Genomic DNA, 22,418 nt, shown 5'->3' on the forward strand with positions numbered 1-22,418 from the left:
GCATCCCTCAGAATCGGCGGCGGCCGTACTCACCGTTGATGAAGTCGGCCACCGAAGCGGCGTCGGGCAGCACCGGCGGCAGGTCGCCACCGGAGTGCCTGCGCTGGTACTCCTCGAGCGCACGGCGCTGCTCGTCGCTGCCGTGGACCTCCAGGACCTCGACCGTCTCGGTGACGATGTCGGGCCGGTCGAACCTGGTCGCCAGCATCAACCTGCCGAGGATGCCCTCGTACGGCTCGATCGCCGTCGTGCGCACCCCGGCCTTGGCGTCCAGCCGCTTGTCGTGGAACAGCACCGCCCTCGGCTGGTGCACGACCCGCTTGCCGCGCATCCGCAGCCGCCAGCTCAGGTCGACGTCGTTGACGTAGGAGGGGAACCACCGCGCGTCGAACCCGCCGACGGCGTGGAAGTCCGCGCTGCGCACCACGAGGCACGCGCCGCTGGCCCAGCTCTGGTCGCCGAGCCGCGGGTCGAAGTGCTTCGGGTGCTCGCACGGGATCTGCCTGCCGTCGGCGGCGACGACCTCGGGGTCCCGCAGGGCTTCCACCAGGTGCCGCACCAGCGTCGGCGCGACGTAGCTGTCCGGGTTGAGGAACAGCACGGCGTCCTCGAGAGCGCCCTCGGCCAGCGCGTTGGAGCCCGCGCTGTGGCCGAGGTTCGCCTGGAAGAACGTGTGCTCCAACTCGACGCGCGGGTCGGCGCCCGCGCGCAGCTCCCGCAGGTCACCCTCGCCGATCACCGGCACGTCCGAGCAGTCGCCGATGGCCAGGACCACCTTGTTCAGCCCGACCTCGGGGGCGTCCAGCGCGAGCTGCGCCGACCGGTTGAGGGCGCGGACGCAGCGCCAGACCTCGGCGAGCGGGTTCTCGTAGAGCACGACCGCGACCCGCACGGACGACGGAGAACTCATTTCGTGGGAGCCGTGTGCTTGAGCTGCTCGGTGAAGACCTCGTCGAAGCGCTTGCGGGCGCTGGCCTCGTCCACGGCGAACACCTCGGTGCGGATGACCTCGGTGCCCGCGACGTAGTGGGCGCGGAAGACCGTGATCGACTTCTCGCCACTGGTCTGCACGGACTTGGACGGCACGACGGCGCCCTGCTTGGCGGTCGGGTCCTCGACGAACCCGAAGCGCTTCTGGTCGGTGTCCATCGCCTCGAGCAGCGCGGCGGCGTCACCCGATTTGAACGCCCACAGGCTGGAGGTGATCTCGTTGTCCACCACGATCACCGAGCGCGCCTCGGTCACGCCGACCTGCTTGAGCACCAAGAGGTCCGGCGTCGGCAGCGGCTTGGCCGTGGCCAGCTCCTCCGCCGTGTAGGTCTTCGGGCCCGCCGAGTTGCCCTCGGGGACGAACAGCGTGCCGAACGGCTTCGGCTTGGGCTTCGTGGTGGTCGTGGGCGCCGCCGCCGACGAGGACGACGGGTTGGCGGCGACCGACTCACCGCCGCCCGGCTTGATCACGAAGAAGTAGACACCCGCGGCGATGGCGAGCACGAGGACGACGACACCGACGATCGCGAAGACCTTGCCCTTGCCGCCGCCGCGTTCGTCGAACACCTCGGGGCCCTGGGTGTTGAACCCGCTCCACTGCTGCTGCTCGGGGTCGCCACCCGCCCACGGCGGCGAGTACGCGCTCTGGTCGCCGCCGCCCCACGGCGTGCCCTGCTGGGCCTGCCAGGGCGCGCCCTGCTGCTGCTGGCCGCGCACGACCTGCGTGCGGTCGGCGTTCGACACGACCTGCGTGCGCTCGCCGGCGTCACCGCTCTGCGGCTGACCGCTGTTAGGTACGACCTGCGTGCGGTCCGCCTCTTCCGGCGCGCCGACGGGCTTGATGAACTGGGTCGGCTCCGAAGAGGACCCCTGCTGCGGCTGGGGCTGCTGGGGGCTCCACTTGAACGGTGCCGGGAACGGGTTGGAGTCCGGTCCGGTCTGCTGCTGCGGCGGCTGCGGCTGGGGCGTGGCGCTCTGGCCGCTCTGCGCACTGGCGAGCAAGTCGTCGCGTTGACGCCGGTAGACGTCTGCCGAAACCTTCCCCGCAGCGAACGCCGCATCGAGCTGTCGGAGTTGTTCCTGCCAGGTCACCGCGGTCCTCCCTCGTGGTCAATCTCTGCACGTGCGCACGGAAAACCCCGGCCATCGCGGTTCGCCTATCCTACGGTCCGACGGCGGAAGGTCGGAGAGAGGAGCCCCCGATGGGCATCTGGCCGAATCGCCGTTCCGAGGGCGATGCGCCGAACGACCGCAAGAGGGCCGTGGACGGCTTCGCGACCCTCCGGCTGATCGCGGCGTTCTGCGTCATCATCGACCACACGGCCCCGTTGACCAACTCGGGCGGATCGGTCCTGCCGCTGTGGACCAACGTCGACCTCGGAGCGGTCGCGCTGTCGGCTTTCATGGCCATGAGCGGCTACCAGGTGGTCCAGAGCTGGGAACGGGATCCCAGCGCGTGGCGGTACTTCGTCAAGCGCGCGCTCCGCATCATGCCCGGTCTCTTCGTCGTGCTGGTGCTGTCAGCCCTGGTGCTCGGCCCGGTGCTGACAACGCTTTCCACCGGTGCGTACTTCGAGCACCCGGCCACGTGGAGCTACCTCTACGACAACCTGCTGATCTTCCCACAGAGGTACGCGCTGCCGGGGGTCTTCACCGAAAACCTGTACCCCAACGCGGTCAACGGGTCGCTGTGGAGCCTGACCGTCGAGGTGGTCGGCTACCTGCTGATCGCCGTGCTCGGCGTCGTGGGCGCGCTCCGGCGGCGGTGGATCGTGCTCGTGGTCGTGCTGGCGCTCGCCGTGATGTTCCAGCGGATCGTGACCGCGCAGTGGACGCCGTCCGAGGTGTTCCTGCTGATGCCGACGAAGCCGCTGGTGCAGTGCCTGACGATGTACTGCGTCGGGGTCGCGGCCTACCTGTACCGCGACCGGATCCGGTTCTCGTGGGCCGGTGTCGCGCTGGCCGTCGGCGTGGAGGCGGTCATGTTCGGCCTGCCACCGGCCGAGGTGACGAGGCTGGTGACGGTGCCGTACATCGCGCTGACCGCGGCGCTCCTGCTGCCGGTGAAGATGCGGCTGCCGGTGTCCGTGACCGCGGCGAGCTACGGCGTCTACCTGTACGGGTTCCCGGTCGAGCAGCTCGCCGTGCACCTGGGCGCGACCTCGGCGCTGGTGGTCGGCCTGGTCGCGGTGCCGATCGCGTTCGGCTTCGGGCTGCTGTCGTGGAACCTCGTCGAGAAGCCCGCGCTGAAGCTGCGCCGGGTGCTGTTGCGGCGCAAGCCGAAGCCGCCCGTGCCGCCGCACTCGGCACCCACCGTCGAGTTCGCGCCCGTCAAGATCTGATCACCCGCGCGGCAGGGCCGCCTGAACGGTCGCCAGCACGTCGACCAGGTCCTGCGAAAGCCGTGCCATGTCCGGGTTCGCGCCCTGCGCGACACCGACGCGGATCACCTTGTCGCCGGACGTGTAGACGACGCGCAGCACCGCCTTGTCCTGCCCGGAGAGGACGAAGCGGCCGTCGCTGACGTCGACGAAGCCCGCGGACCGCAGTTGTCCGGTCAACCCCGAGGAGATCTGCGCGGCCTCCTGCTTCGAGCCCGCGTCGACGACGATCAGCGCGTAGGACGTGGTGTTGTCGTTGGACGTGGCGAAGTGGAACCGGTTGACGCCGTTGTCGTTGAGCAGCCCGGCTTCTTGCGGCGAGAGCAACTTCAGGTCCAGGGCGCGGACGACGTCCATCTCGTTCTCGGTCTGGCCCGCGCCGGGCAGCGCGGGAACCGTCGACCCGCTGCTGGCCACCGCGGTGTTCGACGCGCCGCTGTCGCGGGTGAACCACCACGTGCTCCCGGCGAGCGCGGCGACCAGGAGCACCGCCACGACGGCGATCCCCCTGCGCTTCCGCGGCTTGCGCTCGACGGGAGGCGGGCGTGTCTCGGCGACCACCGCGACCTGCGGTGTGACCGGGGCCAGCACCGGCGGACCGGAGATCGGCGCGGCCGCCCGCACGAGCATCTGGTCGCGCTCCTTGACGTACTCGGCGCGGGTCATGTGACCACCCGCCAGTCGCGCGTCGAGTTGGCGCAGGTTCTCCTGCCAGTCCATCTCCAGCACCTCACGTGTCGCTCAGCCCGCCCGATCGGGCTGCACCATCCTGCCCGAGTCCGCTTCCGGGATCCGCGCAGAGGGTGGGGATCGGCGTCAGCCGACCCGGATCGAGCCGATCACCTTGCGCATGAAGTCGGTGAACTTGGCGCCGACGTCCTGGTCCGCCACCGTGGTGGGGCCCGCCGTCGCGACGCGCACCGTCATCTTGCCCGACGTGTAGATGCCGCGGTACAGGAATTGGTTGGAAGTGGCCAACTTCGTCATCGCGACCGACTTCGGCACGTCGTTCAGCTCCACAGTGGACGTACCGGGGACGGCCCTGTTCTCCACCAGCGCGGCCGACAGCACCTTGGCCGACTCCTCGTCCTTCGCGACGTACACCGCGATGGCGTACGCCAGGTCGCCGTCACCGCTCGACTTCTCGAAGACCTTCTCGACCCCGGCCTTCTGGAGCGCCTCCAGGTCGCCCGCGGGAATGATCTTGGCCTCGTCGGCGGCGGCCAGCGTGTACTCGCCGTTCTTCGGGTAGGGGGAGCCCGGCGGGTCCGGCACCGCGGCCAGGCCGGACGGCGGCGTGGTCGTCGTGGGCGGCGCGCTCGAATCCGGTGCGCTCGTCAGCGCGGCGGTCGTCGGCGGTGGCGGTGGCGCGGCGCTGTCGGTGCCCATGCCCCCGCTGAGGCCGAACCAGAACACGCCGCCGCCGATCACGATGAACGCCAGCACGCCGATCAGCACGTAGATCCCGACCCGCGGGCTCTTGCCCGCGCCCGAGTCGAACACCTCCGAGCCGTGCACGGCGGCCGTGCTCGGCGTGACGCCGAAACCCTTGTCCTCCCACGGCGGGACCGGCCGCTGCGGCTGGCCGAACTGCTGCTGCGGCGGGAACACCGGCAGCGGCTGGGAGGTGGACGCCGAGTTCGGCGCGGGCGGCGGGAACCCGACCGGCCGCACCTGCTGCGTCTTCTCCGGGTCGGCGAAGTCGCTCGTCCTGATGACGTTCGTCGTCTCGGGGTCGACGGGCTGGCTGGCCCGCCACCGCGCGGGCGCGGGCCCACCGCCGGACGCGGCGGCGAGCAGCTCGTCGCGACGCGACCGGTGCTGGTCCGCGGTGATCCGCCCGGCCGCCAGCGCCTCGTCCAGAGCGCTCAGCTCTTCCTGCCAGCCCATCTGAAATCCCTCTCGGCGATCTGCCCGTCACTGCTCGGACGTCCGTGTCGTGGCCGTGGGAATGTCGACACCAGTGGCCAAGCCAGCCGAGCCTATCTTGACCGACTACCGGCGCACCGATCAGCCAACTGGGCAAATCCCCAGGTGAGATGGGTCGCAACGGGAAGACTTCGGCATCACGCCGATGACCGGAATTCCCGCACACCGCTGGTGGACTCCGCGAACACGACGTTCGGGCAGTCCGGGAGGCGCGCGGCTGGAGCCAGGCGCAGCTCGCCGAGGCGGCAGGCATGACCCAACCCGCCATCGCCAGGTTCGAAGCGGGCGGCACGGTTCCCACCATTCCCGTTCTGGAGCGTCTCGCGCACGCCCTCGAACCGGAACTCGTCGTGCGGCTGTCGCCCCGGACCTCGGCGGCGTGATCCCGCCGTCGACCTGCGGAAGTTGAGTAGCGGTACTCAAGACAGCGCGTGGTGGCCACCGCAGAATTCCGGCATGGCTACCACGACCAAGAAGCACACGCCGACCTCGACGGCGTTCTACGCGCAGGCCGTCATCTCGTTCGTCGTCTCGCTCGGTGCCGTTGGCCTCGGTGTGGCCTACCTGCCCGTGGACGGCTGGGTGCGCGCGTTCCTGGCGCTGGGGCTGCTGTTCACCGTCACGTCGGCGTTCACGCTCGCCAAGTGCATCCGGGACCGCCAGGAGGAGCAGTACCTCGCCAGTCGGGTCGACCAGGCCCGGTTGGAGAAGCTCCTGGCCGAGCACGATCCGTTCAAGGTCGAGGCGATCTAGCCCTTCTTGGTCATCAGCGTCGGGCCGAGGATCTTGCGGGCGAGGCGGCGGGCCGCGCTGCGCGGCACGTACGGCTTCTGCGCCGCGGGCTTGGCCGCAGCCGCGGCGGCGGGAGGGGCGGTCTGCGGGGGAGTCGCCTCGGCCGGGGGAGTCGTCGCCGCGGGAGCGGGCGGTGGGACCGGCTGTGCGGGCGGGGGGACGAACGGTGGCGGGGGGCCGACCGGTTGGAACTTGACCGTCGCGTCGCTCTGGAACTTGATCGTCGGTTCGTTACCGGGTGTGAACTGCTTGTGCTCCTGGCTCAACGTCACGACTCGGATTCTGCCGGCTCCGGCGCGGTGAGTTCCAGGGGGAGAGATCAGCACGACAGCAGACCGCAGGGCCTCCTGGTCGTGGTCGTGGTGGTCGGCCGGACCGTCGTGGTGGTCGTCGTGGGCGGCGGGACCTGCGTCGTTGTCGTCACGGCGGTGGTCGTCGTCGTGACGGTCGTCGTGGTCGTGGTGGCCGTCGACGTTGTCGTCACAGTGGTCGACGTAGGGGTCGAAACCGGGGTCGACGAGTCCGAACTGGGGGCGCTGGTGGCCGTTTTCAGCCGGGTTTGCGCGTCCGACGCGGTCACCACGACGACGTTCGGCGTACCGCTGGGTGATCGGATCGGCTCAGCGGCGGGGCTCGTGGTGAACAGCGCGGCGAAGAGGGCGCCCGCCACCGCGCCCACCGCGACTCTCCCCGGATCCCCCAAGCTCACCGGGTCTGCCTATCTTGATCACCCGATCGGGTCAAATCCCGCGTGTCAACAGGAACGGCTCGGCCGGTGTCGGCCGAGCCGGTACCCGTCGGTGGATCAGACCAGCGTCGCGTCGAGCGTGATCGTCGTGCCCGCCAGCGCCTGGCTGACCGGGCAGTTCTTCTTCGCGCCCTCAGCGGCCTCGGCGAACGCCGCGGCGTCGATGCCGGGCACGGAGGCGCGCACCGTCAGGTGGATGCCGGTGATGCCCGTGCCGGGCTGGAAGGTCACCTCGGCCGAGGTGTCGACCGCGGTGGGCGGGGTGCCCGCGCCCGCGAGACCGTGCGACAGCGCCATCGAGTAGCAGGACGAGTGCGCCGCGGCGATCAGCTCTTCCGGGCTGGTCTTGCCGTTGGCGGCCTCGGCGCGGGAGGGCCAGCTTACGTCGTAGGTGCCGATGCCGGACGACTCCAGCGTGACAGCGCCCTTGCCCTCCAGCAGGTTGCCTTCCCAGTGCGTGGTCGCCTTGCGCGTGGTGGCCATCTGAAAGCTCCGTCTCGAAGAGGTGTCTTCCCAACGGGGCCAAACCTAATCGCGGGCCGTGAACCACGCGCCACGGGCATAGGAAAAGAGGCCAGTGCTCGAATGAGCACTGGCCTCTTTCAACGAGCGGACGACGAGATTCGAACTCGCGACCCTCACCTTGGCAAGGTGATGCGCTACCAGCTGCGCCACGTCCGCACCGGGTTTTCCTTGGTGCGAGGTAACTATAGCCCAGTCTCAAACGGCATTTCGACCGGGGGGTCCCAGATCGGCGAAGAGGTCGTCTACCTCGGCCAACCGCTCCGTCGTCATCCGCCACTCCCACAGCGGCCGCACCTTGACCACGACCTCGGGCGGCAGGCGGTGCGCCACGTCGTCGCGGAGGTCCCAGTCGTCGAACACGTGCTCGTAGAAGCTGACCATGATGGCGTTGGTCAGGAACTGCTCCGGCTGCTGGAAGCACCAGTGCGCGAAGCCGTAGACCCGGCGCAGGGTGTCCTCGTCCGCCGCGCGGTGGGCTTCGAGCGCGAGGTGCCACACCTCGCCGAAGTACACGTGGCACGACCACGACTCGTGCTCGACGACATCGCTCAGCTCGGGGAGCAGAGCTGCTGCTCTCGTACGCCAGTCGGCCACACGGCGGAAGATTACCGGTTCACGGCCTCCCCGGTGACCTCTGCGCGACCACCCGACGCCGACCCGTGATCGGGTCGTCATCAGCGGTAGGGGGGATCGGCTAGGCCGAACGGTCCACGCCGACCGGCTGGTCTTCAGTACCGGCTCGGCTTCTTCCTCGGGTGCCAGGACCGGTTTGTGGCATGTTGACCTGGGAGCACGTGGCCGGGTGGAGGTGTCGGGTCGGGATGGCCGAGTACATCGATGGCACCGACGGCACCGAGGTCGACCGGGATCTGCTGGCCAGGGTCCGCGCCGGTGAGGACGCCGCCTACGGCGAGCTGTTCTCGCGGCACGCGGACGCCGTGCGCCGGTTCTCGCTGAGGCACGTCCGCGAGCCCGCCGAGGCCGACGACCTGACCGCCGAGGCGTTCTTCCGGGTGCTCCAGGCGATCCGCCGCGGCACCGGTCCCACCGACCACGTCCGCACGTACCTGCTGACCGTCGCCCGCCGCGTCGCGTGGGAGTGGAGCGGTCGCCGCCGTGACGTCCCGGTGGACGACGAGGAGCTGAGCAGGCGGGTCGAGCCGTACGCCGACGCCACCGCGAACCGCGCCGAGTACACGTTGATCGGCCGCGCGTTCACCAGCCTCCCCGAGCGCTGGCGCACGGTCCTGTGGCAGGTCGAGGTCGAGGGGGAGCGGCCGTCGGCGGTCGCGCCGCTGTTCGGCCTGAGCGCCAACGCCATGTCCGCGCTCGCCCGCCGCGCCCGTGAGGGCTTGCGCGCCGCGTACCTCCAGGCGCACCTCGCCGAGGACCACGGCGAGGAGTCGTGCGCGTCCGTGCTGGTCAAGCTCGGGTCGTTCACGGCGGGTGGCGTCCAGGGCGCCGAGCAGCGCCGCATCCGCAAGCACCTCCGCACGTGCGCCCGCTGCACCGCGCTGCACGTCGAGTTGACCGAGGTGTGCTCCGCGCTGCGGGCGCACGCGGCGCACCTCGGTGTCCCGGTGGCCGTGACGGCGCTGGTCGGCGCCCAGGTGGTGCCGGTCGCCGTCGCGGGCAAGGCCGCGTGGCTCGGCGGTCGGGTGAAGTTCGTGCTCGCGGGTGCCGCGTCCGCCGCGGCCGTCGGGGTGTTCAGCCTGCTCGCGGGCCTGTTCACCGGTTCGCCGGGGCCGGGCGTGATCCGCGCCGACCAGGACGCGCCGCACGGCTTGCAGTTGGTGATCACCACCAGCGACACCACGACGAGCAGCCTGCCGCCCAGCGCGATCACCGAGCTGCCGGGGACCGAGGAGGACGAGCGGCCCGTGCGCCAGCACGAGGTGGCCGCGCCGCCGCCGGTGCGCCACCACGTCGACTCCGCGTCGGACCACGTCCAGGACTCGCACGTCTCCCGGACCGGGCAGCCGGACCTGCCCCCTGGCGAGGGTGACGAGCAGGCGGTGGAGGAGGTCTTCGAGTCCGGCGACGTCACGGAGCAGAAGACGTCCGAGTCCGGCGCGACCACGTCGGTGGTCCCCTCGCGGTCGCTCGCCAGCTCGTCCAGCACGGCGGCGTCCAGCGGCTCCCCGACCCCCACCACGGTGATCATCCGGCCGACGTCGACACCGCCGCCGATCCCGACCTACGGGACGGCCTACCGCGCCGAGTGACTGGCACAATTCGCGATCACTCCCCGCCACGACGAGGCCCCGCCGGTTCACCCGCCGGGTGCAGCGCTTTGCGGGTAGCGTTAACCAACGCTGAGTGATCGCTCGTGAGGCCTAGGAGACGGTGATGACGCGGCTGGTGCGCGGTGCGGACGGCCGGATGTGGACGGTGCGCAGCCGGATCGAGTGGCGCAACCCGTCCCCCGACGGCGACTTCGAGCACGACGTGAGCGGGGGCCAGGGTCCCGGCGTCATGATGATGCTGATCGTCATCGTGATGGGCGTGATCCTCGTGTCGTGGACACCGGCGGAGGTCGTCGTGCCCGCGTGGCTGGTGCTCGCGCTGATCTTCCTATTCATGTTCTTCCCGGTCCGCTGGAGCCTGCGCAGGCCGTGGACGCTGGTCGCGGAGTCGAAGGCGACCGCGGACGAGCAGCCGCCGGAGCTGTGGATGGGCCAGGTGCGCGGGGTGCTCACCGTGCGCCAGGAGGCGTCCAAGGTGTCGCGGAACATCGAGATGTACTCGCTGCCGGATGTCGAGGGGCCGCTGCAACCGGTCGACTGATCGGCGTTCGCGGGTGACACTGGGCTGGTGCCGGAACTACCAGAGGTCGAGGCCCTGGCCCACCACCTGCGCGAACACGCCGTAGGGCGGACGGTGCACCGCGTGGACGTCGCGTCCATGCAGGTGCTGAAGACGTTCGACCCGCCGTGGACGGCGCTGGTCGGCCGTCCCGTCACGGGCGCGGGCAGGCACGGCAAGCACCTGGACGTCGACTGCGACGGGATTCACCTGATCGTGCACTTGGCCCGCGCGGGCTGGTTGCGCTGGTCGGAGACCATGTCCGCGCCACCGCCGAAACCGGGGCGCGGTCCGCTGGCGCTGCGCGTCCACCTCGGTCCACCCGGTCAGGGGCCCGGCTTCGACCTGACCGAGGCGGGCACCAAGAAGGGCCTGGCCGCGTGGATCGTCCGCGACCCGGCGGAGGTCCCGAGCATCGCGCGCCTCGGCCCGGACGCGCTGAGCCTGAGCCGTGACGACCTCGCGTCGCTGCTCGAAGGCCGTGGCGAGCGGCTGAAGACGGCGCTCACCGACCAGACGCTGCTCGCGGGCATCGGCAACGCGTACTCCGACGAGATCATGCACACCGCGAAGCTCTCGCCGTACGCCACGGCGGGCAAGCTCGCCGACGACAAGCTCGACCTGCTCCACGAGGCCGTGACGACCGTGCTCACCGACGCCGTCACGCGGTCCGTCGGCCAGTCCGCCGCGACCCTGAAGGGCGAGAAGCGCTCCGGTCTCCGCGTGCACGCCCGCACCGGCCTGCCGTGCCCGGTCTGCGGAGACACCGTCCGCGAGGTCTCGTTCGCCGACAAGGCGTTCCAGTACTGCCCGACCTGCCAGACCGGTGGCAAACCGCTGGCCGACCGCAGGATGTCCCGCCTGCTGAAGTGACGGTCAGGACTTCAGCGGGTCGTGGCCCCAGTTCATCAGCGAGTACCGCCACCGGGTGTCCTCGACGTCGCCGGACGGGCGTTGGGCGAGGTGGCGGTGGACGTAGCCCACGACCTTGTCCATGTGCTTCTCGTCGGCGTCGGTCAGGTCGGCCTTCTTCTTGCCGAGGATGTCCACGATCCGCCGCCCGGAGTGGTGGCCGACCGATTCGCCGCCGTTCGACTGGCCGACGGACTTCGACTCGTCCGTGTCCAGCCAGCGCTCCAGCTCCGAGGCGGTCATGTTGACGGCCTCGCTGAACCCGCTCACGGCTTCTTCCGCAGCGCGTCCGCCTTGTGCACCGCGTCCTTGCCGGTCTTGTCGCTCTTCACCCGGTACTGCGGTTCGTCCTCCGACGCCCGCACGGTCCGGCCCGCGGCCTCGGTGTCCGAGGTGATCTCCTCGACCACCTCGCCCTGAACGCGCTGCCCGTGGCTGGACCAGGAGACCTTGTCGCCCTTCTTCATCCTCCGAGTGTCGGCCGAACGGCTCAGTCGCGCAGGATGACCACTTCCAGCGTGCGGGGGCCGTGCACGCCCTCGACCCGGCTCAGCTCGATGTCGCTGGTGGCGGACGGGCCGCTGATGAACGTCAGCGGGCGCACGGCGTCCAGGCGGGCGAGTGCTTCCGGCACGGTGGCCGCGACCTGGGACGCGCGCACCACGCACAGGTGGTAGTCCGGCAGCAGCGTCAGCACGCGCCTGCCCTGGGCGACCCCGGCGTCGAGCACGATCGTGCCGGTGTCGGCGATGGCGACCGCGCACCCCGTGAGCACGCCGTCCGAGCCGTCCAGGTCCTCGACGGTCAGCGGCGGCGAGTCGGTCAGCCACGTCACCTGGTCGACCAGCCAGTCCGGCGGCAGGTCGGCGGGGGCGACGATCCGGCGGCCCGCCAGCAGGGACGTGATCAGGTCGACCAGGCCGTCCGGCGCCACCTGGTGCACGGTCGCGCGGTAGTCGGCGACCCGCTCGGCGAACAGGTCGAGCGACCCCGGTCCGGTCCGGTGGTACTCGCGGGGCACGACCACGGGCGACGGCCGGTCGCCCAGCGCCTTGCGGATGCGGGCCAGGACCTCGGTGCGCGCGTCAGCCACGGTTCTCCTTCCACCAGGCGCGGAACGACTGCTTCGCGGGCACGGGCGCGTCGCGCGACGACGTCCACGCGGCGCCGGGGCCGGGCAGGCGGGTGATGCGGCCGTTGCGGCTGATCAGCTTGGCGAACGTGGCCAGCTTCTGCGCGCGCTCGTACCGGCTGGGGGAGGAGAACACCCACGCGGCGGCGGCCATCGCGATCGACTCCGGCGACCGGCCGCGAGCCGTGACGGACCGCGCCCGCAAGTGGGTCAGGACCTCGGGGATGTTGATCCGGACCGGGCACACCTCGTAGCAGGCGCCACACAGCGACGACGCGAACGGCAGCGACGCCGCCTGCTTGTCGTGCGGGTCGTCCACCAGTTGCGGGGTGAGGATCGCGCCGATCGGACCCGGGTACACGGACCCGTACGACTCGCCGCCCGTGCGCTCGTACACCGGGCACACGTTCAGGCAGGCAGAGCACCGGATGCACCGCAGCGCCTGCCGACCGACCTCGTCGGCGAGCGTGGACGTGCGGCCGTTGTCGAGCAGCACCAGGTGGAACGCCTGCGGCCCGTCGCCGGGCGTCACCCCGGTCCACACCGAGGTGTACGGGTTCATCCGCTCCGCGGTCGACGACCGGGGGAGGAGTTGGAGGAACACCTCCAGGTCGGACCACGTCGGCACCAGCTTCTCGATGCCCATCACGGTGATCAGGGTTTCCGGGAGCGTCAGGCACATGCGGCCGTTGCCCTCGGACTCCAGCACCACGATCGACCCGGTGTCGGCGACCGCGAAGTTCGCGCCGGACACGGCCACCTTCGCCGACAGGAACTTGCGCCGCAGGTGGGCACGAGCGGCTTCGGCCAGGTCACGGGGTTCGTCGGTCAGGCCCTCCGGCACGTCCGGCATCTCGCGGCGGAAGATCTCGCGGATCTCCGAGCGGTTGCGGTGGATCGCGGGCACCAGGATGTGCGACGGCCGGTCGTTCCCGAGCTGCACGATCAGCTCGGCCAGGTCCGTCTCGATCGCCGTCACACCACCGGCCTCGAGCGCCTCGTTGAGCCCGATCTCGGCGGTGGCCATCGACTTGACCTTGACCACCTCGTCGGACCCGGTCTCGCGGACCAGCCGCAGCACGATCTCGTTCGCCTCGGCCGCGTCCCGCGCCCAGTGCACGACACCGCCGCGCTCGGTCACGGACTTCTCCAGCCGCTCCAGGTAGACGTCGAGGTTCGCCAGCACCTCGTCCTTGAGCGCCTCACCGGCCAGCCGCAGGTCCTCCCAGTCGGGCATCTCGTCCACGGCCGCCGCGCGCCGTCCGCGGATCGTGCCCGTCGCCTTGCGCAGGTTGCTGCGGAGCTGCGTGTTCGCCAGCGCGGTCCGGGCGGCGTCCGGGAACTTCGGACTGCCCAGCCACGTCACCGGGTTGCGGGTGCCCACGGGTCCTCCTCGGTGCTCGCCAGGATCTCGGCCAGGTGCACGGGCCGCACGCCCGTCCGCAGCCGCGACAACCCTCCGCCGATGTGCATGAGGCACGAGTTGTCGCCCGCCGTCAGCACCTCGGACCCGGTGTCCAGCACGTGCCTCATCTTGTCCGACAGCATCGCCGTCGACGTGTCGGCGTTCTTCAGCGCGAACGTGCCGCCGAACCCGCAGCACGACTCGGCGTCCGGCAACGCCACCAGGTCCAGCCCGCGCACCGCCCTGAGCAGCGACAGCGGCTTGTCGCCGACTCCGAGCATCCGCAGCGAGTGGCACGTCGGGTGGTAGGTGACGCGGTGCGGGAAGTACGCGCCCACGTCCGTCACGCCCAGCACGTCGACCAGGAACTCCGACAGCTCGTACGTCGGCGCGGGTTCCGCCCCGAGCTGCGGGTGGATGTCGCGCACCATCCCGGTGCACGACCCGGACGGGATGATCACCGCGTCGTAGCCCGCGAACGTCCGCTCGTACGACCCCGCGAGCCCGCGGGCGTGGTCCGGATAGCCGGTGTTGAAGTGCATCTGACCGCAGCACGTCTGGTCGAGCGGGAATTCCACCGAGCACCCCAGCCGCTCCAGCAGCGTCACGACGGCCCGCGCCGTCGCCGGGTACAACGTGTCAGTCAGGCATGTCGCGAACAGAGCGACCTTGGGCGACTTCTCGACAACCTTCTGCACAGCGCCACTTTTCCCGCTAGGACATCGGATGTCTACCCAAACCGGTGGACCGTACGGGCGTTGAGGACATGAGGCCCTTGCCGAGAGGGCACCCGACAGCACAGCATGGACCCCGTGGGTGACCTCCTGGCCGAGCGGACCGTGCTCGGCGTCATCGCGACCCTGGCCGTCCTAGGCCTCTTCGTGATGCTCTGCCGTGCTCGCCGAGTGAGCACCTCCGTGGAAGACGCCGTCATGGACATGCTGCACCGCATGTCCAAGGCGTCCGCCGACCTGCGCGAGGGCCTGACCCAGGAGGCCGCGGACAAGGCGACACCCCACCTGCGAGAGATGCTCAGGTGCGTGGCGGTGGGCATCACCGACCACGAGGGCACCCTGCTGTCGTGGGACGGCGGCGCGAACGACCACTACGAGTTCCTCCAGGAGTACATCGCCCGAGCGATCACCGAGGGCCACAAGGAACACGTCGAGCACCGAAAGCTCGGCTGCGAACTACCCGGCCCGTGCTCGCTGCACAGCGCGGTCGTCGTACCGCTGGTCGTCGAGAACGACGTGGCGGGCACGCTGATCGTCATCAGCGGGGTGGCCAACAAGCGCCAAATCCGCATGGCCGAGGAAACCGCCAGGTTCGTCTCCACCCAGTTGGAACTGGAAGTACTCCAGAAATCCCGACAGGCGTTGGCACAAGCCGAGGTCAAGGCCCTACGCGCCCAGATCTCACCGCACTTCGTCTACAACGCGCTGAACACCATCTCTTCACTGATCCGCACCGACCCGGCCCACGCACGGGAACTGCTCCAGGAGTTCGCCGAGTTCACCAGGTACTCCTTCAGGACGGACGGCTTCTTCACCACCCTCGCGGACGAACTGACCAACATCCACCGCTACCTCACCATCGAACAGGCGAGGTACGGCCCAAGACTGAACGTCAGACTAAGAATCGCCCCCGAGGTCTTGCAGGTAGTACTGCCATTCCTGGTACTACAGCCACTGGTGGAGAACGCGGTAAGGCACGGAATCGCCAAGAAACCAGGCGGCGGCCTACTCACCATCATCGCCGAGGACAACGGCGCGGAAGCCCTGATCAGCGTAGAAGACGACGGCGTTGGCATGGACCCAGACCGCCTCTTCGACGACCTGAAGGACGCCCACCAAACAGGCGCCCACGTGGGCCTGGGCAACATCAACGACCGCATGCGAGCAGTATTCGGCGACGAATACGCCCTGGTGGTAGAAACCGCACCGGACGCAGGCATGAAGATCATCCTAAAGATCCCCAAGTACAGCCGCGGAGTACGCACCAACCTAACCCTGGTACAACCAACAATCGAAGACACCAGCGAACAACCAGTAATCCGCGCTTAAAAAACCGAACCACCCACAAACGTAACACGCCCCACAAAACCGTGGCCGATTTTACTTGGGGGATTTGCCCCTTAAACTTGCGTCGGACGGCAGCTTCACCCTCTGCCCTTTATTGTCCGACGAAGGGGCAAATCTAGGGGCCCCAAGTCAAATCGGCCACCCACCACCAAACCCGCGCAGCCCTAAAACGCCCTACCGAGCCGCCACAGCCAACGTAAACACCAACATCACCCCACACACGGCCCACACGATCCACATCCAGTAGATCCCCATGGGCGTGGGCCTTTCCGCCCCCTGCCGACCCCGCTCATCCCACCACTCGACGTACCGCTCCAGCCATCGGATCGGGTTGAACGTCATGCGCGACCTCGCGTGATTTCGCCGGACCCCGATGCTAACCGCGCGCACCCCACCTCGCCGCACGTAGGGTCGTCGTCATGAGCAGCGTGACTGACAAGATCGCGGCCCGCCTCCCGAAGATCGTCGGTGACCGGGGCGAACGGCCTCCGGTGGTCGCCGCCGTGCGCCTGCACGGCGTGATCACCCCGACGCCCACCCCGATGGCCCGCAACTCGATCAGCCTCCAGAACCTGGAGTCGGCGCTCACCCGCGCGTTCGACCACGACCGCCTGGTCGCCGTCGCCCTGCTCATCAACTCCCCCGGCGGCGCCCCGACCCAGTCCGCGCTCGTCGCCGAACGCGTCCGAGAATTGGCGGCGAAGAAGAATGTCCCCGTCCTCGCCTTCTGCGAGGACCTGGCGGCCTCGGGCGGCTACTGGCTCGCTTGCGCGGGTGACGAGATCTACGCCCACGGCACCTCCATGGTCGGTTCCATCGGCGTGGTCAGCGCCGGGTTCGGCCTCAACGGCCTCCTGGAGCGCTACGGCGTCGACCGCCGCGTGTACACGGCGGGCGCGAACAAGGTCCGCCTCGACCCGTTCCAGGCCGAGAAGCCGGAGGACGTGGAATGGCTCAAGAGCCTGCACGGCCAGTTGCACTCGCAGTTCATCGATTGGGTGAAGGAACGCCGCGGCGGGAAGCTCACCGCCGCTGACGACGAGCTGTTCACCGGGGAGGTCTGGACGGGGGTGAAGGCCGTCGAACTAGGCCTCGTCGACGGCATCGGCACCGTTCGGAGCGTCATCTCGAAGCGCTTCCCGGACGCCGAGATCGCCATCGCCGAGCCGAAGAAGAACCTCTTCGCGAGGCTCGGACTGGCCGGAGCCACCACCCGATCGGGGGACTTTGTCCTCGACGGTTTGGCGGCGCTGGAAGAACGTGCTCGCTGGTCCCGATTCGGATTGTGAGATCAAGGTTCCCCAACGGCTGGTCGGCGGCGTAGACACGACCCCTCGCGGATGGGCAAGATGCGCACACAGTGAGCATCCAAGACAACACCGGCCTCCTCGTCCTGGCGGTGGACGACGAGGCGCCCGGTCTGAGCGAGATCAAGTTCCTGCTGGAGAGCAGCCCGCACATCCGCCGTGTGCTGACCGCCTTCGACGCCGCTGAGGCGCTGCGCATACTGCGCGGCGACTACGACGACGAGGTGATGCAGCGCTCGAAGGACGGGCGTCCCCCGGTGGACGCGGTCTTCGCGGACATCAACATGCCCGGATTGAGCGGCACCGACCTGGCGCGGGTGCTGAACGCGTTCCGCGCGCCACCCGCGCTGGTGTTCGTGACGGGGGTCGAGCACTCGGAGGCCGTCGTGGCGTTCGAGGTCGGCGCGCTGGACTTCGTCACCAAGCCGATCAACGACGACCGGGTCAACAAGGCCATCGCGCGGGTCGTCGACCGGGTCAACCAGACGCCCGTCGTGGCGCCGGACAGCCAGCCCGCGTACGTCGAGCCGACGGACGAGGAGGTCATCCCGGTCGAGCTGGGCGGGACGATCAAGCTGGTCCCGCGCGCGACCGTCCGGTTCGTCGAGGCGCAGGGCGACTACGCTCGCCTGCACACCGCCGAGGGCAGCCACCTGGTCCGGATCCCGCTGGCGCAGCTCGAGGAGCGCTGGGCCAACGCGGGTTTCGTCCGCATCCACCGGTCGTACCTGGTGGCGCTGCCCCTGGTGAGCGAACTGCGCATGACGTCGAACGGCTACGCGGTCGTCATCGGCAGCGGTGCTGACGCGAAGGAGCTGCCGGTGAGCCGCAGGCATACGCGGGAGTTGAAGGAGCGCATCGTTCGTCCGCCCAAGAGCAGTTGGGGATGACCAGGAACGACGTCGGGTCCGGTCCGCCCGGACAACCGGACCAGCCGCAGCCGGGTGAGCGCGATCCCTGGCTGGAGGTGTCCGGCCGCAAGCAGCGCCGCCGTCGCGTCGTGCTGGCCGACAGCAAGGGCCGCAGCAAGGTGACGCGGACGATCGTCGAGCTGGAGGAGCAGACCAGCGTCGGCGAGAAGCTGGTGCGCGACCTGATCAACCAGCAGCTCCGCACGGCGTTCCTGCTCGGGGGCAGCACCCTGCTGTTCCTCTGCCTGCTGCCCGCGCTGTTCCTGTGGGTGCCCGCGATCTCCGAGGTGCAGGTCGTCGGCGTGCGGCTGCCGTGGATCATCCTGGCGCTGCTGCCGTTCCCGCTGTTCTACTGCATCGGGTTCTGGTTCCGCCGCACCGCCGAGCGCCACGAGCGCGACTTCGTGAGCATGGTCGACCGCTGACATGACCAAGGACCTGTGGAGCCTGTCCGGCGTCGTCGTCGTCGCGGTGGTCACCTTCCTGCTCGGCTACGTGGGTTCCCGCCGGGCCAACTCCACCCCGGACTTCCTGGTCGCCCGCCGCGCGGTGCCGTCGACCCGCAACGCCGCCGCCATCTCCGGCGAGTACCTGTCCGCCGCCTCGTTCCTCGGCGTCGCGGGCTTGGTGCTCAAGGACGGGATCGACGCCCTCTGGTACCCGATCGGCTTCACCGCCGGCTACCTCGCGCTGATGCTGTTCGTCGCCGCGCCGCTGCGCCGGTCCGGCGCGTACACGCTGCCGGACTTCGCCGAAGCCCGTCTCGGCTCGACCGGCCTGCGGCACGTGTGCACGTTCTTCGTGGTCTGCATCGGCGTCCTGTACCTGGTGCCGCAGTTGCAGAGCGCGGGCCTGACGTTGAACACCATCACCGGTCTCCCCGCGTGGCTCGGGGGTGCGGTCGTCACGGTGATCGTGGTGGTCAACGTGCTCGGCGGCGGGATGCGCGCGATCACGCTGGTCCAGGCGTTCCAGTACTGGGGCAAGCTGTTCGCCATCGCCGCGCCGACGTTCGTCCTGTTCGTGGTGTTCCTCGGCGGTCCGAGCAACGGCGCGCAGGCGATCGACGACAACGGGCTGCTGCGGTTCCACGAGGACATCACGTTCACCACCGGCGACCCGGTGCGGATCCGGGTGTCGGAGCCGATCATGCTCGACGTGCGGGGTGTGGTCGACGGGACGCCGACCGACGGCCCGGTGCTGTGGAACAAGGGCGTCTACACGCTCGGCGCGGAGACGGTGCTCGGCGTCCAGGCGGGCAGCGCGGTCCCCGTGGTCGACGGTGTGCCGACGACGAACGAGGGCTGGCTGAAACCCCAGCGGAGCGGCCTCTCCGGCCTGTTCGAGACGTACTCGCTGATCTTCGCGACGTTCCTCGGCACCATGGGCCTCCCGCACGTGCTGGTGCGGTTCTACACGAACCCGGACGGCACGGCGGCCCGCCGGACGGCGCTGCACGTGCTGTACCTGCTCGGCCTGTTCTACATCTTCCCGACGGTGCTGGGCGTGATCTCCCGCCAGTTCCTGCCGCAGCTCCTGGTGACCGGGAAGACCGACGCCGCCGTGCTGATGCTGCCGAACACCATGCTGCCCAACCTCGGGGGCCAGATCCTCGGCGCGATCGTCGCGGCCGGGGCGTTCGCCGCGTTCCTGTCGACCTCGTCCGGCCTGGTCGTGAGCGTGGCGGGTGTCGTGTCGACGGACATCCTGCCGGGCAAGGTGCGCGACTTCCGGTGGGCGACGGTGCTGACCGGCGCGGTCGCCATCGGGCTCGCGCTGCTTCTCCCGCGCGGCGACGCGTCGCTCACGGTGGCGATGTCGTTCGCGCTGGCCGCGTCGACGTTCTGCCCGATGCTGGTGCTCGGCATCTGGTGGCGCGGCCTCACGTGGGTCGGCGCGGTCTACGGGCTGGTCGTCGGCGGCGGTCTGGTGATCATCGCCCAGGGGATCACCGTGGCCAGCAGCTACACCGGCCACTGGGCGCCGTCGGTCGCGTCGCAGCCCGCGCTGATCACGGTGCCCATCGCGTTCATCACCATGATCGTCGTCAGCAAGGGCACCCGACGGCGGCGGCCGGAGGACGTGAACCAGATCCTGCTGCGCCTGCACGCCCCGGACCCGCTCGGGTTCATCCAGGACCGCGACGTCGCGCGCTTCGGCTCGGTCGAGGAGAAGGCGCGGCTCGACCTGAAGCACCGGGGCACCGGCGGACCCCGTCCCTGACCTGCGCACTTCGCGGCTGAGTGTTACCAAGGTCTCAAACGGGTGAGCCGTGGTGTATCGATCTGGTTAACGGTGAGGTTTGTCCGATGAAGGGCTATTCGTCTCAGCAGCAGGACCGCTCATCGCATCACTCGACAGTTGGGCGCAATGAACCCAACGGGGACTTACAGCCAGTAGCCGCAGGTCTCTACGGTGCAGCGCGTACCTGAAGCACCTCAGGGAGGCATTACGTGCCCGTCACGTTGCTGACACCTACGACACGGACGCGAGGAGGGGACTGTGAGCACTGCTGAGCACCCCCCAGCAGAGTCGAATCCCGTTGGCGAACACGACTGGGAAGCCGTCCAGTCGAGCCCCGAATTCGTGGAACTGCGTCGCAGGCTGCGCAGCTTCGTCTTCCCCATGGCAGGCCTCTTCCTGGTCTGGTACCTCCTCTACGTCCTGCTGGCCGACTACGCGCACGACTTCATGGCCACCAAGGTCGTCGGCAACATCAACATCGGGCTGATCTTCGGCCTCCTCCAGTTCGTGTCGACGTTCGCGATCACCACGCTCTACGTGCGGCACGCCAACAAGCACCTCGACCCCGCGGCCGAGAAGATCCGCAACGAGCTCGAAGGCGGCCACGCGTGAACAACAACCCGGTGCTGAACATCAGCATCTTCGCCGTGTTCGTCGCCATCACCCTCGTCGTCGTCATCCGGGCGAGCCGCAACCAGAAGACCGCGGCGGACTACCTCGCCGCCGGTCGCGCGTTCACCGGCCCGCAGAACGGCATCGCCATCGCGGGCGACTACCTGTCCGCCGCGTCGTTCCTCGGCATCGCGGGCGCCATCGCGCTGAACGGCTACGACGGCTTCCTCTACTCCATCGGCTTCCTGGTCGCGTGGCTCGTCGCGCTGCTGCTGGTCGCGGAACTCCTCCGCAACACCGGCAAGTACACGATGGGCGACGTGCTGGCGTTCCGCATGAGGCAGCGCCCGGTGCGCGCCGCGGCGGCGACGTCGACCATGGCCGTGTCCTTCTTCTACCTGCTGGCCCAGATGGCGGGCGCGGGCGGCCTCGTGGCGCTGCTGCTCAACATCACCGGCAAGGGCGGCCAGGCGATCGTGATCGCCGTCGTGGGCGCGCTGATGATCGCGTACGTGCTCATCGGCGGCATGAAGGGCACCACCTGGGTGCAGATCATCAAGGCCGTGCTGCTGATCATCGGCGCGGGCGTCATGACCGTCTGGGTGCTCGCCAAGTACGGCTTCAACCTGTCGACGCTGCTCGGCGCGGCCGTGGACAACGCCCCGAAGTTCGGCGAGAAGATCCTCGGCCCCGGCCTCCAGTACGGCGCGACCGGCACGTCGAAGCTCGACTTCCTGTCGCTCGGCCTGGCGCTGGTGCTCGGCACCGCCGGTCTGCCGCACATCCTGATGCGCTTCTACACGGTCCCGACCGCGAAGGAAGCCCGTCGTTCCGTGGTGTGGGCGATCTGGCTGATCGGCCTCTTCTACCTGTTCACCCTGGTCCTCGGCTACGGCGCCGGTGCACTGGTGGGCCCGGACAAGATCAACGCCGCACCGGGCAAGGCGAACTCGGCAGCCCCGCTGCTCGCCGAAGCCCTCGGCGGCCCGGTCCTGCTGGGGCTGATCGCGGCGGTCGCGTTCGCCACGATCCTCGCCGTGGTGGCGGGCCTGACGATCACCGCGTCGGCGTCGTTCGCCCACGACATCTACGCCAACATCATCAAGAAGGGCGAGATGGAGGACAAGGAAGCCGAGGTGGTCGTCGCCAGGCGGACCGCCGTGGTGATCGGTGTCGTGGCCATCGTCGGCGGCATCGCCGCGAACGGCCAGAACATCGCCTTCCTCGTCGCCCTCGCGTTCGCGGTCGCCGCGTCCGCGAACCTGCCGACGATCCTCTACTCCCTGTTCTGGAAGCGCTTCAACACCAGCGGCGCGCTCTGGAGCATCTACGGCGGCCTGTCGGTCACGATCCTGCTGATCGTCCTGTCGCCCGCCGTGTCCGGCAAGGCCTCGTCGATGTTCCCGACCGCGGACTTCGACCTGTTCCCGCTGTCGAACCCCGGCATCGTGTCGATCCCGCTCTCGTTCATCCTCGGTTACCTCGGCACGGTCCTCTCGAAGGAGAAGGACTCGGCGAAGTACGCGGAGATGGAGGTGCGCGCCCTCACCGGCGTCGGCGCCGAGAAGGCGACCGCGCACTAGCCGCACCTGGTCGAACCAGTCGCGGAAACCCCCCACCGGATCTCCAGCGGTGGGGGGTTTC

The 22,418-nt window shown here is 69.5% G+C and carries 25 protein-coding genes, 1 tRNA gene and 1 pseudogene; 13 read left to right on the forward strand and 14 right to left on the reverse strand.

Annotated features, from left to right (window positions below; translation table 11 throughout):
• Nucleotides 1-7 precede the first annotated feature (7 nt).
• Nucleotides 8-910: a glycosyltransferase family 2 protein gene (locus NZH93_RS35170; protein WP_259627601.1), complete on the reverse strand. Its 903-nt coding sequence runs from the start codon at nucleotides 908-910 to the stop codon at nucleotides 8-10.
• On the reverse strand, nucleotides 907-2,082 hold the full coding sequence (locus NZH93_RS35175; protein ID WP_259627602.1) for a hypothetical protein: 1,176 nt from the start codon (nucleotides 2,080-2,082) through the stop codon (nucleotides 907-909). The genes NZH93_RS35170 and NZH93_RS35175 overlap by 4 nt, the downstream gene beginning before the upstream one ends.
• Before the next feature lie 110 nt (nucleotides 2,083-2,192).
• Between NZH93_RS35175 and NZH93_RS35180 the strand changes: the two genes are divergently transcribed.
• Nucleotides 2,193-3,332: an acyltransferase family protein gene (locus NZH93_RS35180; protein WP_259627603.1), complete on the forward strand. Its 1,140-nt coding sequence runs from the start codon at nucleotides 2,193-2,195 to the stop codon at nucleotides 3,330-3,332.
• Here NZH93_RS35180 and NZH93_RS35185 read toward each other — a convergent pair whose 3' ends face one another.
• Nucleotides 3,333-4,091 (reverse strand): hypothetical protein, encoded by a 759-nt coding sequence (locus tag NZH93_RS35185; protein WP_259627604.1) that lies wholly within the window; start codon nucleotides 4,089-4,091, stop codon nucleotides 3,333-3,335.
• Between the two features lie 96 nt (nucleotides 4,092-4,187).
• A complete protein-coding gene (locus NZH93_RS35190; RefSeq protein ID WP_259627605.1) occupies nucleotides 4,188-5,261 on the reverse strand; it encodes a DUF1707 domain-containing protein in 1,074 nt (357 codons plus the stop codon).
• A gap of 242 nt (nucleotides 5,262-5,503) precedes the next feature.
• Here NZH93_RS35190 and NZH93_RS35195 point away from each other — a divergent pair.
• Nucleotides 5,504-5,683 (forward strand): annotated as a pseudogene (locus tag NZH93_RS35195) (helix-turn-helix domain-containing protein); the annotation flags it as partial.
• Between the two features lie 73 nt (nucleotides 5,684-5,756).
• Nucleotides 5,757-6,053, forward strand: coding sequence for a YiaA/YiaB family inner membrane protein (locus NZH93_RS35200; protein ID WP_259627606.1), 297 nt, complete (start codon nucleotides 5,757-5,759; stop codon nucleotides 6,051-6,053).
• On the opposite strand, the gene NZH93_RS35205 is transcribed toward NZH93_RS35200, so the two are convergent.
• The 5 genes from NZH93_RS35205 to NZH93_RS35225 all read right to left on the reverse strand — a co-directional run bounded on the left by NZH93_RS35205 (nucleotide 6,050) and on the right by NZH93_RS35225 (nucleotide 7,959).
• On the reverse strand, nucleotides 6,050-6,364 hold the full coding sequence (locus tag NZH93_RS35205; RefSeq protein ID WP_259627607.1) for a hypothetical protein: 315 nt from the start codon (nucleotides 6,362-6,364) through the stop codon (nucleotides 6,050-6,052). The two genes, NZH93_RS35200 and NZH93_RS35205, sit on opposite strands and share 4 nt — an antisense overlap.
• A gap of 47 nt (nucleotides 6,365-6,411) precedes the next feature.
• Complete coding sequence (locus NZH93_RS35210; protein WP_259627608.1) at nucleotides 6,412-6,801, reverse strand: hypothetical protein; 390 nt, start codon at nucleotides 6,799-6,801, stop codon at nucleotides 6,412-6,414.
• Between the two features lie 96 nt (nucleotides 6,802-6,897).
• Nucleotides 6,898-7,323, reverse strand: coding sequence for an OsmC family peroxiredoxin (locus NZH93_RS35215; protein ID WP_259627609.1), 426 nt, complete (start codon nucleotides 7,321-7,323; stop codon nucleotides 6,898-6,900).
• A gap of 125 nt (nucleotides 7,324-7,448) precedes the next feature.
• Nucleotides 7,449-7,521: transfer RNA gene (locus NZH93_RS35220), tRNA-Gly, on the reverse strand.
• A gap of 39 nt (nucleotides 7,522-7,560) precedes the next feature.
• Nucleotides 7,561-7,959, reverse strand: coding sequence for a DUF7674 family protein (locus NZH93_RS35225; protein WP_259627610.1), 399 nt, complete (start codon nucleotides 7,957-7,959; stop codon nucleotides 7,561-7,563).
• Between the two features lie 227 nt (nucleotides 7,960-8,186).
• On the opposite strand from NZH93_RS35225, the gene NZH93_RS35230 reads away from it, so the two are divergent.
• The 3 genes from NZH93_RS35230 to NZH93_RS35240 all read left to right on the forward strand — a co-directional run bounded on the left by NZH93_RS35230 (nucleotide 8,187) and on the right by NZH93_RS35240 (nucleotide 11,043).
• Nucleotides 8,187-9,590, forward strand: a complete 1,404-nt coding sequence (locus tag NZH93_RS35230; protein ID WP_259627611.1) for a sigma-70 family RNA polymerase sigma factor — start codon at nucleotides 8,187-8,189, stop codon at nucleotides 9,588-9,590.
• Between the two features lie 124 nt (nucleotides 9,591-9,714).
• A complete protein-coding gene (locus tag NZH93_RS35235; protein WP_259627612.1) occupies nucleotides 9,715-10,152 on the forward strand; it encodes a DUF983 domain-containing protein in 438 nt (145 codons plus the stop codon).
• A gap of 27 nt (nucleotides 10,153-10,179) precedes the next feature.
• Nucleotides 10,180-11,043: a DNA-formamidopyrimidine glycosylase family protein gene (locus NZH93_RS35240; RefSeq protein WP_259627613.1), complete on the forward strand. Its 864-nt coding sequence runs from the start codon at nucleotides 10,180-10,182 to the stop codon at nucleotides 11,041-11,043.
• A 3-nt stretch (nucleotides 11,044-11,046) separates the two neighbouring features.
• On the opposite strand, the gene NZH93_RS35245 is transcribed toward NZH93_RS35240, so the two are convergent.
• Genes NZH93_RS35245 through NZH93_RS35265 form a run of 5 tightly spaced genes read right to left on the reverse strand, consistent with a single transcriptional unit; the run spans nucleotide 11,047 to nucleotide 14,317 of the window.
• Nucleotides 11,047-11,352 carry a DUF3140 domain-containing protein gene (locus NZH93_RS35245; protein ID WP_259627614.1) on the reverse strand — a complete coding sequence of 102 codons (306 nt, stop codon included), beginning with the start codon at nucleotides 11,350-11,352 and terminating at the stop codon, nucleotides 11,047-11,049.
• Nucleotides 11,349-11,549, reverse strand: coding sequence for a hypervirulence associated TUDOR domain-containing protein (locus tag NZH93_RS35250; protein WP_259627615.1), 201 nt, complete (start codon nucleotides 11,547-11,549; stop codon nucleotides 11,349-11,351). The genes NZH93_RS35245 and NZH93_RS35250 overlap by 4 nt, the downstream gene beginning before the upstream one ends.
• 23 nt (nucleotides 11,550-11,572) lie before the next feature.
• Nucleotides 11,573-12,175, reverse strand: coding sequence for a LutC/YkgG family protein (locus NZH93_RS35255; RefSeq protein WP_259627616.1), 603 nt, complete (start codon nucleotides 12,173-12,175; stop codon nucleotides 11,573-11,575).
• Nucleotides 12,168-13,598, reverse strand: a complete 1,431-nt coding sequence (locus tag NZH93_RS35260; RefSeq protein WP_259627617.1) for a LutB/LldF family L-lactate oxidation iron-sulfur protein — start codon at nucleotides 13,596-13,598, stop codon at nucleotides 12,168-12,170. The genes NZH93_RS35255 and NZH93_RS35260 overlap by 8 nt, the downstream gene beginning before the upstream one ends.
• Entirely contained in the window at nucleotides 13,577-14,317 is a 741-nt protein-coding gene (locus tag NZH93_RS35265) for a (Fe-S)-binding protein (protein ID WP_259627618.1), read from the reverse strand. Before NZH93_RS35265 ends, NZH93_RS35260 begins: the two co-directional genes overlap by 22 nt.
• A gap of 105 nt (nucleotides 14,318-14,422) precedes the next feature.
• Between NZH93_RS35265 and NZH93_RS35270 the strand changes: the two genes are divergently transcribed.
• From NZH93_RS35270 to NZH93_RS35300, 7 genes are all read left to right on the forward strand, one after another.
• Entirely contained in the window at nucleotides 14,423-15,682 is a 1,260-nt protein-coding gene (locus tag NZH93_RS35270) for a sensor histidine kinase (protein WP_259627619.1), read from the forward strand.
• Nucleotides 15,683-16,119: 437 nt separating this feature from the next.
• On the forward strand, nucleotides 16,120-16,989 hold the full coding sequence (locus NZH93_RS35275; protein WP_259627620.1) for a S49 family peptidase: 870 nt from the start codon (nucleotides 16,120-16,122) through the stop codon (nucleotides 16,987-16,989).
• Nucleotides 16,990-17,060: 71 nt separating this feature from the next.
• On the forward strand, nucleotides 17,061-17,897 hold the full coding sequence (locus tag NZH93_RS35280) for a LytR/AlgR family response regulator transcription factor (protein WP_259627621.1): 837 nt from the start codon (nucleotides 17,061-17,063) through the stop codon (nucleotides 17,895-17,897).
• Nucleotides 17,894-18,343, forward strand: coding sequence for a hypothetical protein (locus NZH93_RS35285; RefSeq protein WP_259627622.1), 450 nt, complete (start codon nucleotides 17,894-17,896; stop codon nucleotides 18,341-18,343). Before NZH93_RS35280 ends, NZH93_RS35285 begins: the two co-directional genes overlap by 4 nt.
• Before the next feature lies 1 nt (nucleotide 18,344).
• Nucleotides 18,345-20,141, forward strand: coding sequence for a sodium/solute symporter (locus tag NZH93_RS35290; RefSeq protein WP_259627623.1), 1,797 nt, complete (start codon nucleotides 18,345-18,347; stop codon nucleotides 20,139-20,141).
• Between the two features lie 279 nt (nucleotides 20,142-20,420).
• Nucleotides 20,421-20,774, forward strand: coding sequence for a DUF485 domain-containing protein (locus tag NZH93_RS35295; RefSeq protein WP_259627624.1), 354 nt, complete (start codon nucleotides 20,421-20,423; stop codon nucleotides 20,772-20,774).
• A complete protein-coding gene (locus NZH93_RS35300; RefSeq protein WP_259627625.1) occupies nucleotides 20,771-22,357 on the forward strand; it encodes a monocarboxylic acid transporter in 1,587 nt (528 codons plus the stop codon). The genes NZH93_RS35295 and NZH93_RS35300 overlap by 4 nt, the downstream gene beginning before the upstream one ends.
• Nucleotides 22,358-22,418 lie beyond the last annotated feature (61 nt).

Origin of the sequence: Umezawaea endophytica, assembly GCF_025061645.1 — a bacterium.
GTDB lineage: Bacteria > Actinomycetota > Actinomycetes > Mycobacteriales > Pseudonocardiaceae > Umezawaea > Umezawaea endophytica.

What these genes read in the sequence shown, in the direction of transcription:
- NZH93_RS35270 (WP_259627619.1), top strand. Translation starts at nt 14,423, where the DNA reads ATGGACCCCGTGGGTGACCTCCTGGCCGAGCGGACCGTGCTCGGCGTC.
- NZH93_RS35190 (WP_259627605.1), bottom strand. Translation starts at nt 5,261, where the DNA reads ATGGGCTGGCAGGAAGAGCTGAGCGCTCTGGACGAGGCGCTGGCGGCC.
- NZH93_RS35230 (WP_259627611.1), top strand. Translation starts at nt 8,187, where the DNA reads ATGGCCGAGTACATCGATGGCACCGACGGCACCGAGGTCGACCGGGAT.
- NZH93_RS35170 (WP_259627601.1), bottom strand. Translation starts at nt 910, where the DNA reads ATGAGTTCTCCGTCGTCCGTGCGGGTCGCGGTCGTGCTCTACGAGAAC.
- NZH93_RS35275 (WP_259627620.1), top strand. Translation starts at nt 16,120, where the DNA reads ATGAGCAGCGTGACTGACAAGATCGCGGCCCGCCTCCCGAAGATCGTC.
- NZH93_RS35285 (WP_259627622.1), top strand. Translation starts at nt 17,894, where the DNA reads ATGACCAGGAACGACGTCGGGTCCGGTCCGCCCGGACAACCGGACCAG.
- NZH93_RS35200 (WP_259627606.1), top strand. Translation starts at nt 5,757, where the DNA reads ATGGCTACCACGACCAAGAAGCACACGCCGACCTCGACGGCGTTCTAC.
- NZH93_RS35180 (WP_259627603.1), top strand. Translation starts at nt 2,193, where the DNA reads ATGGGCATCTGGCCGAATCGCCGTTCCGAGGGCGATGCGCCGAACGAC.
- NZH93_RS35290 (WP_259627623.1), top strand. Translation starts at nt 18,345, where the DNA reads ATGACCAAGGACCTGTGGAGCCTGTCCGGCGTCGTCGTCGTCGCGGTG.
- NZH93_RS35215 (WP_259627609.1), bottom strand. Translation starts at nt 7,323, where the DNA reads ATGGCCACCACGCGCAAGGCGACCACGCACTGGGAAGGCAACCTGCTG.
- NZH93_RS35185 (WP_259627604.1), bottom strand. Translation starts at nt 4,091, where the DNA reads ATGGACTGGCAGGAGAACCTGCGCCAACTCGACGCGCGACTGGCGGGT.
- NZH93_RS35250 (WP_259627615.1), bottom strand. Translation starts at nt 11,549, where the DNA reads ATGAAGAAGGGCGACAAGGTCTCCTGGTCCAGCCACGGGCAGCGCGTT.
- NZH93_RS35235 (WP_259627612.1), top strand. Translation starts at nt 9,715, where the DNA reads ATGACGCGGCTGGTGCGCGGTGCGGACGGCCGGATGTGGACGGTGCGC.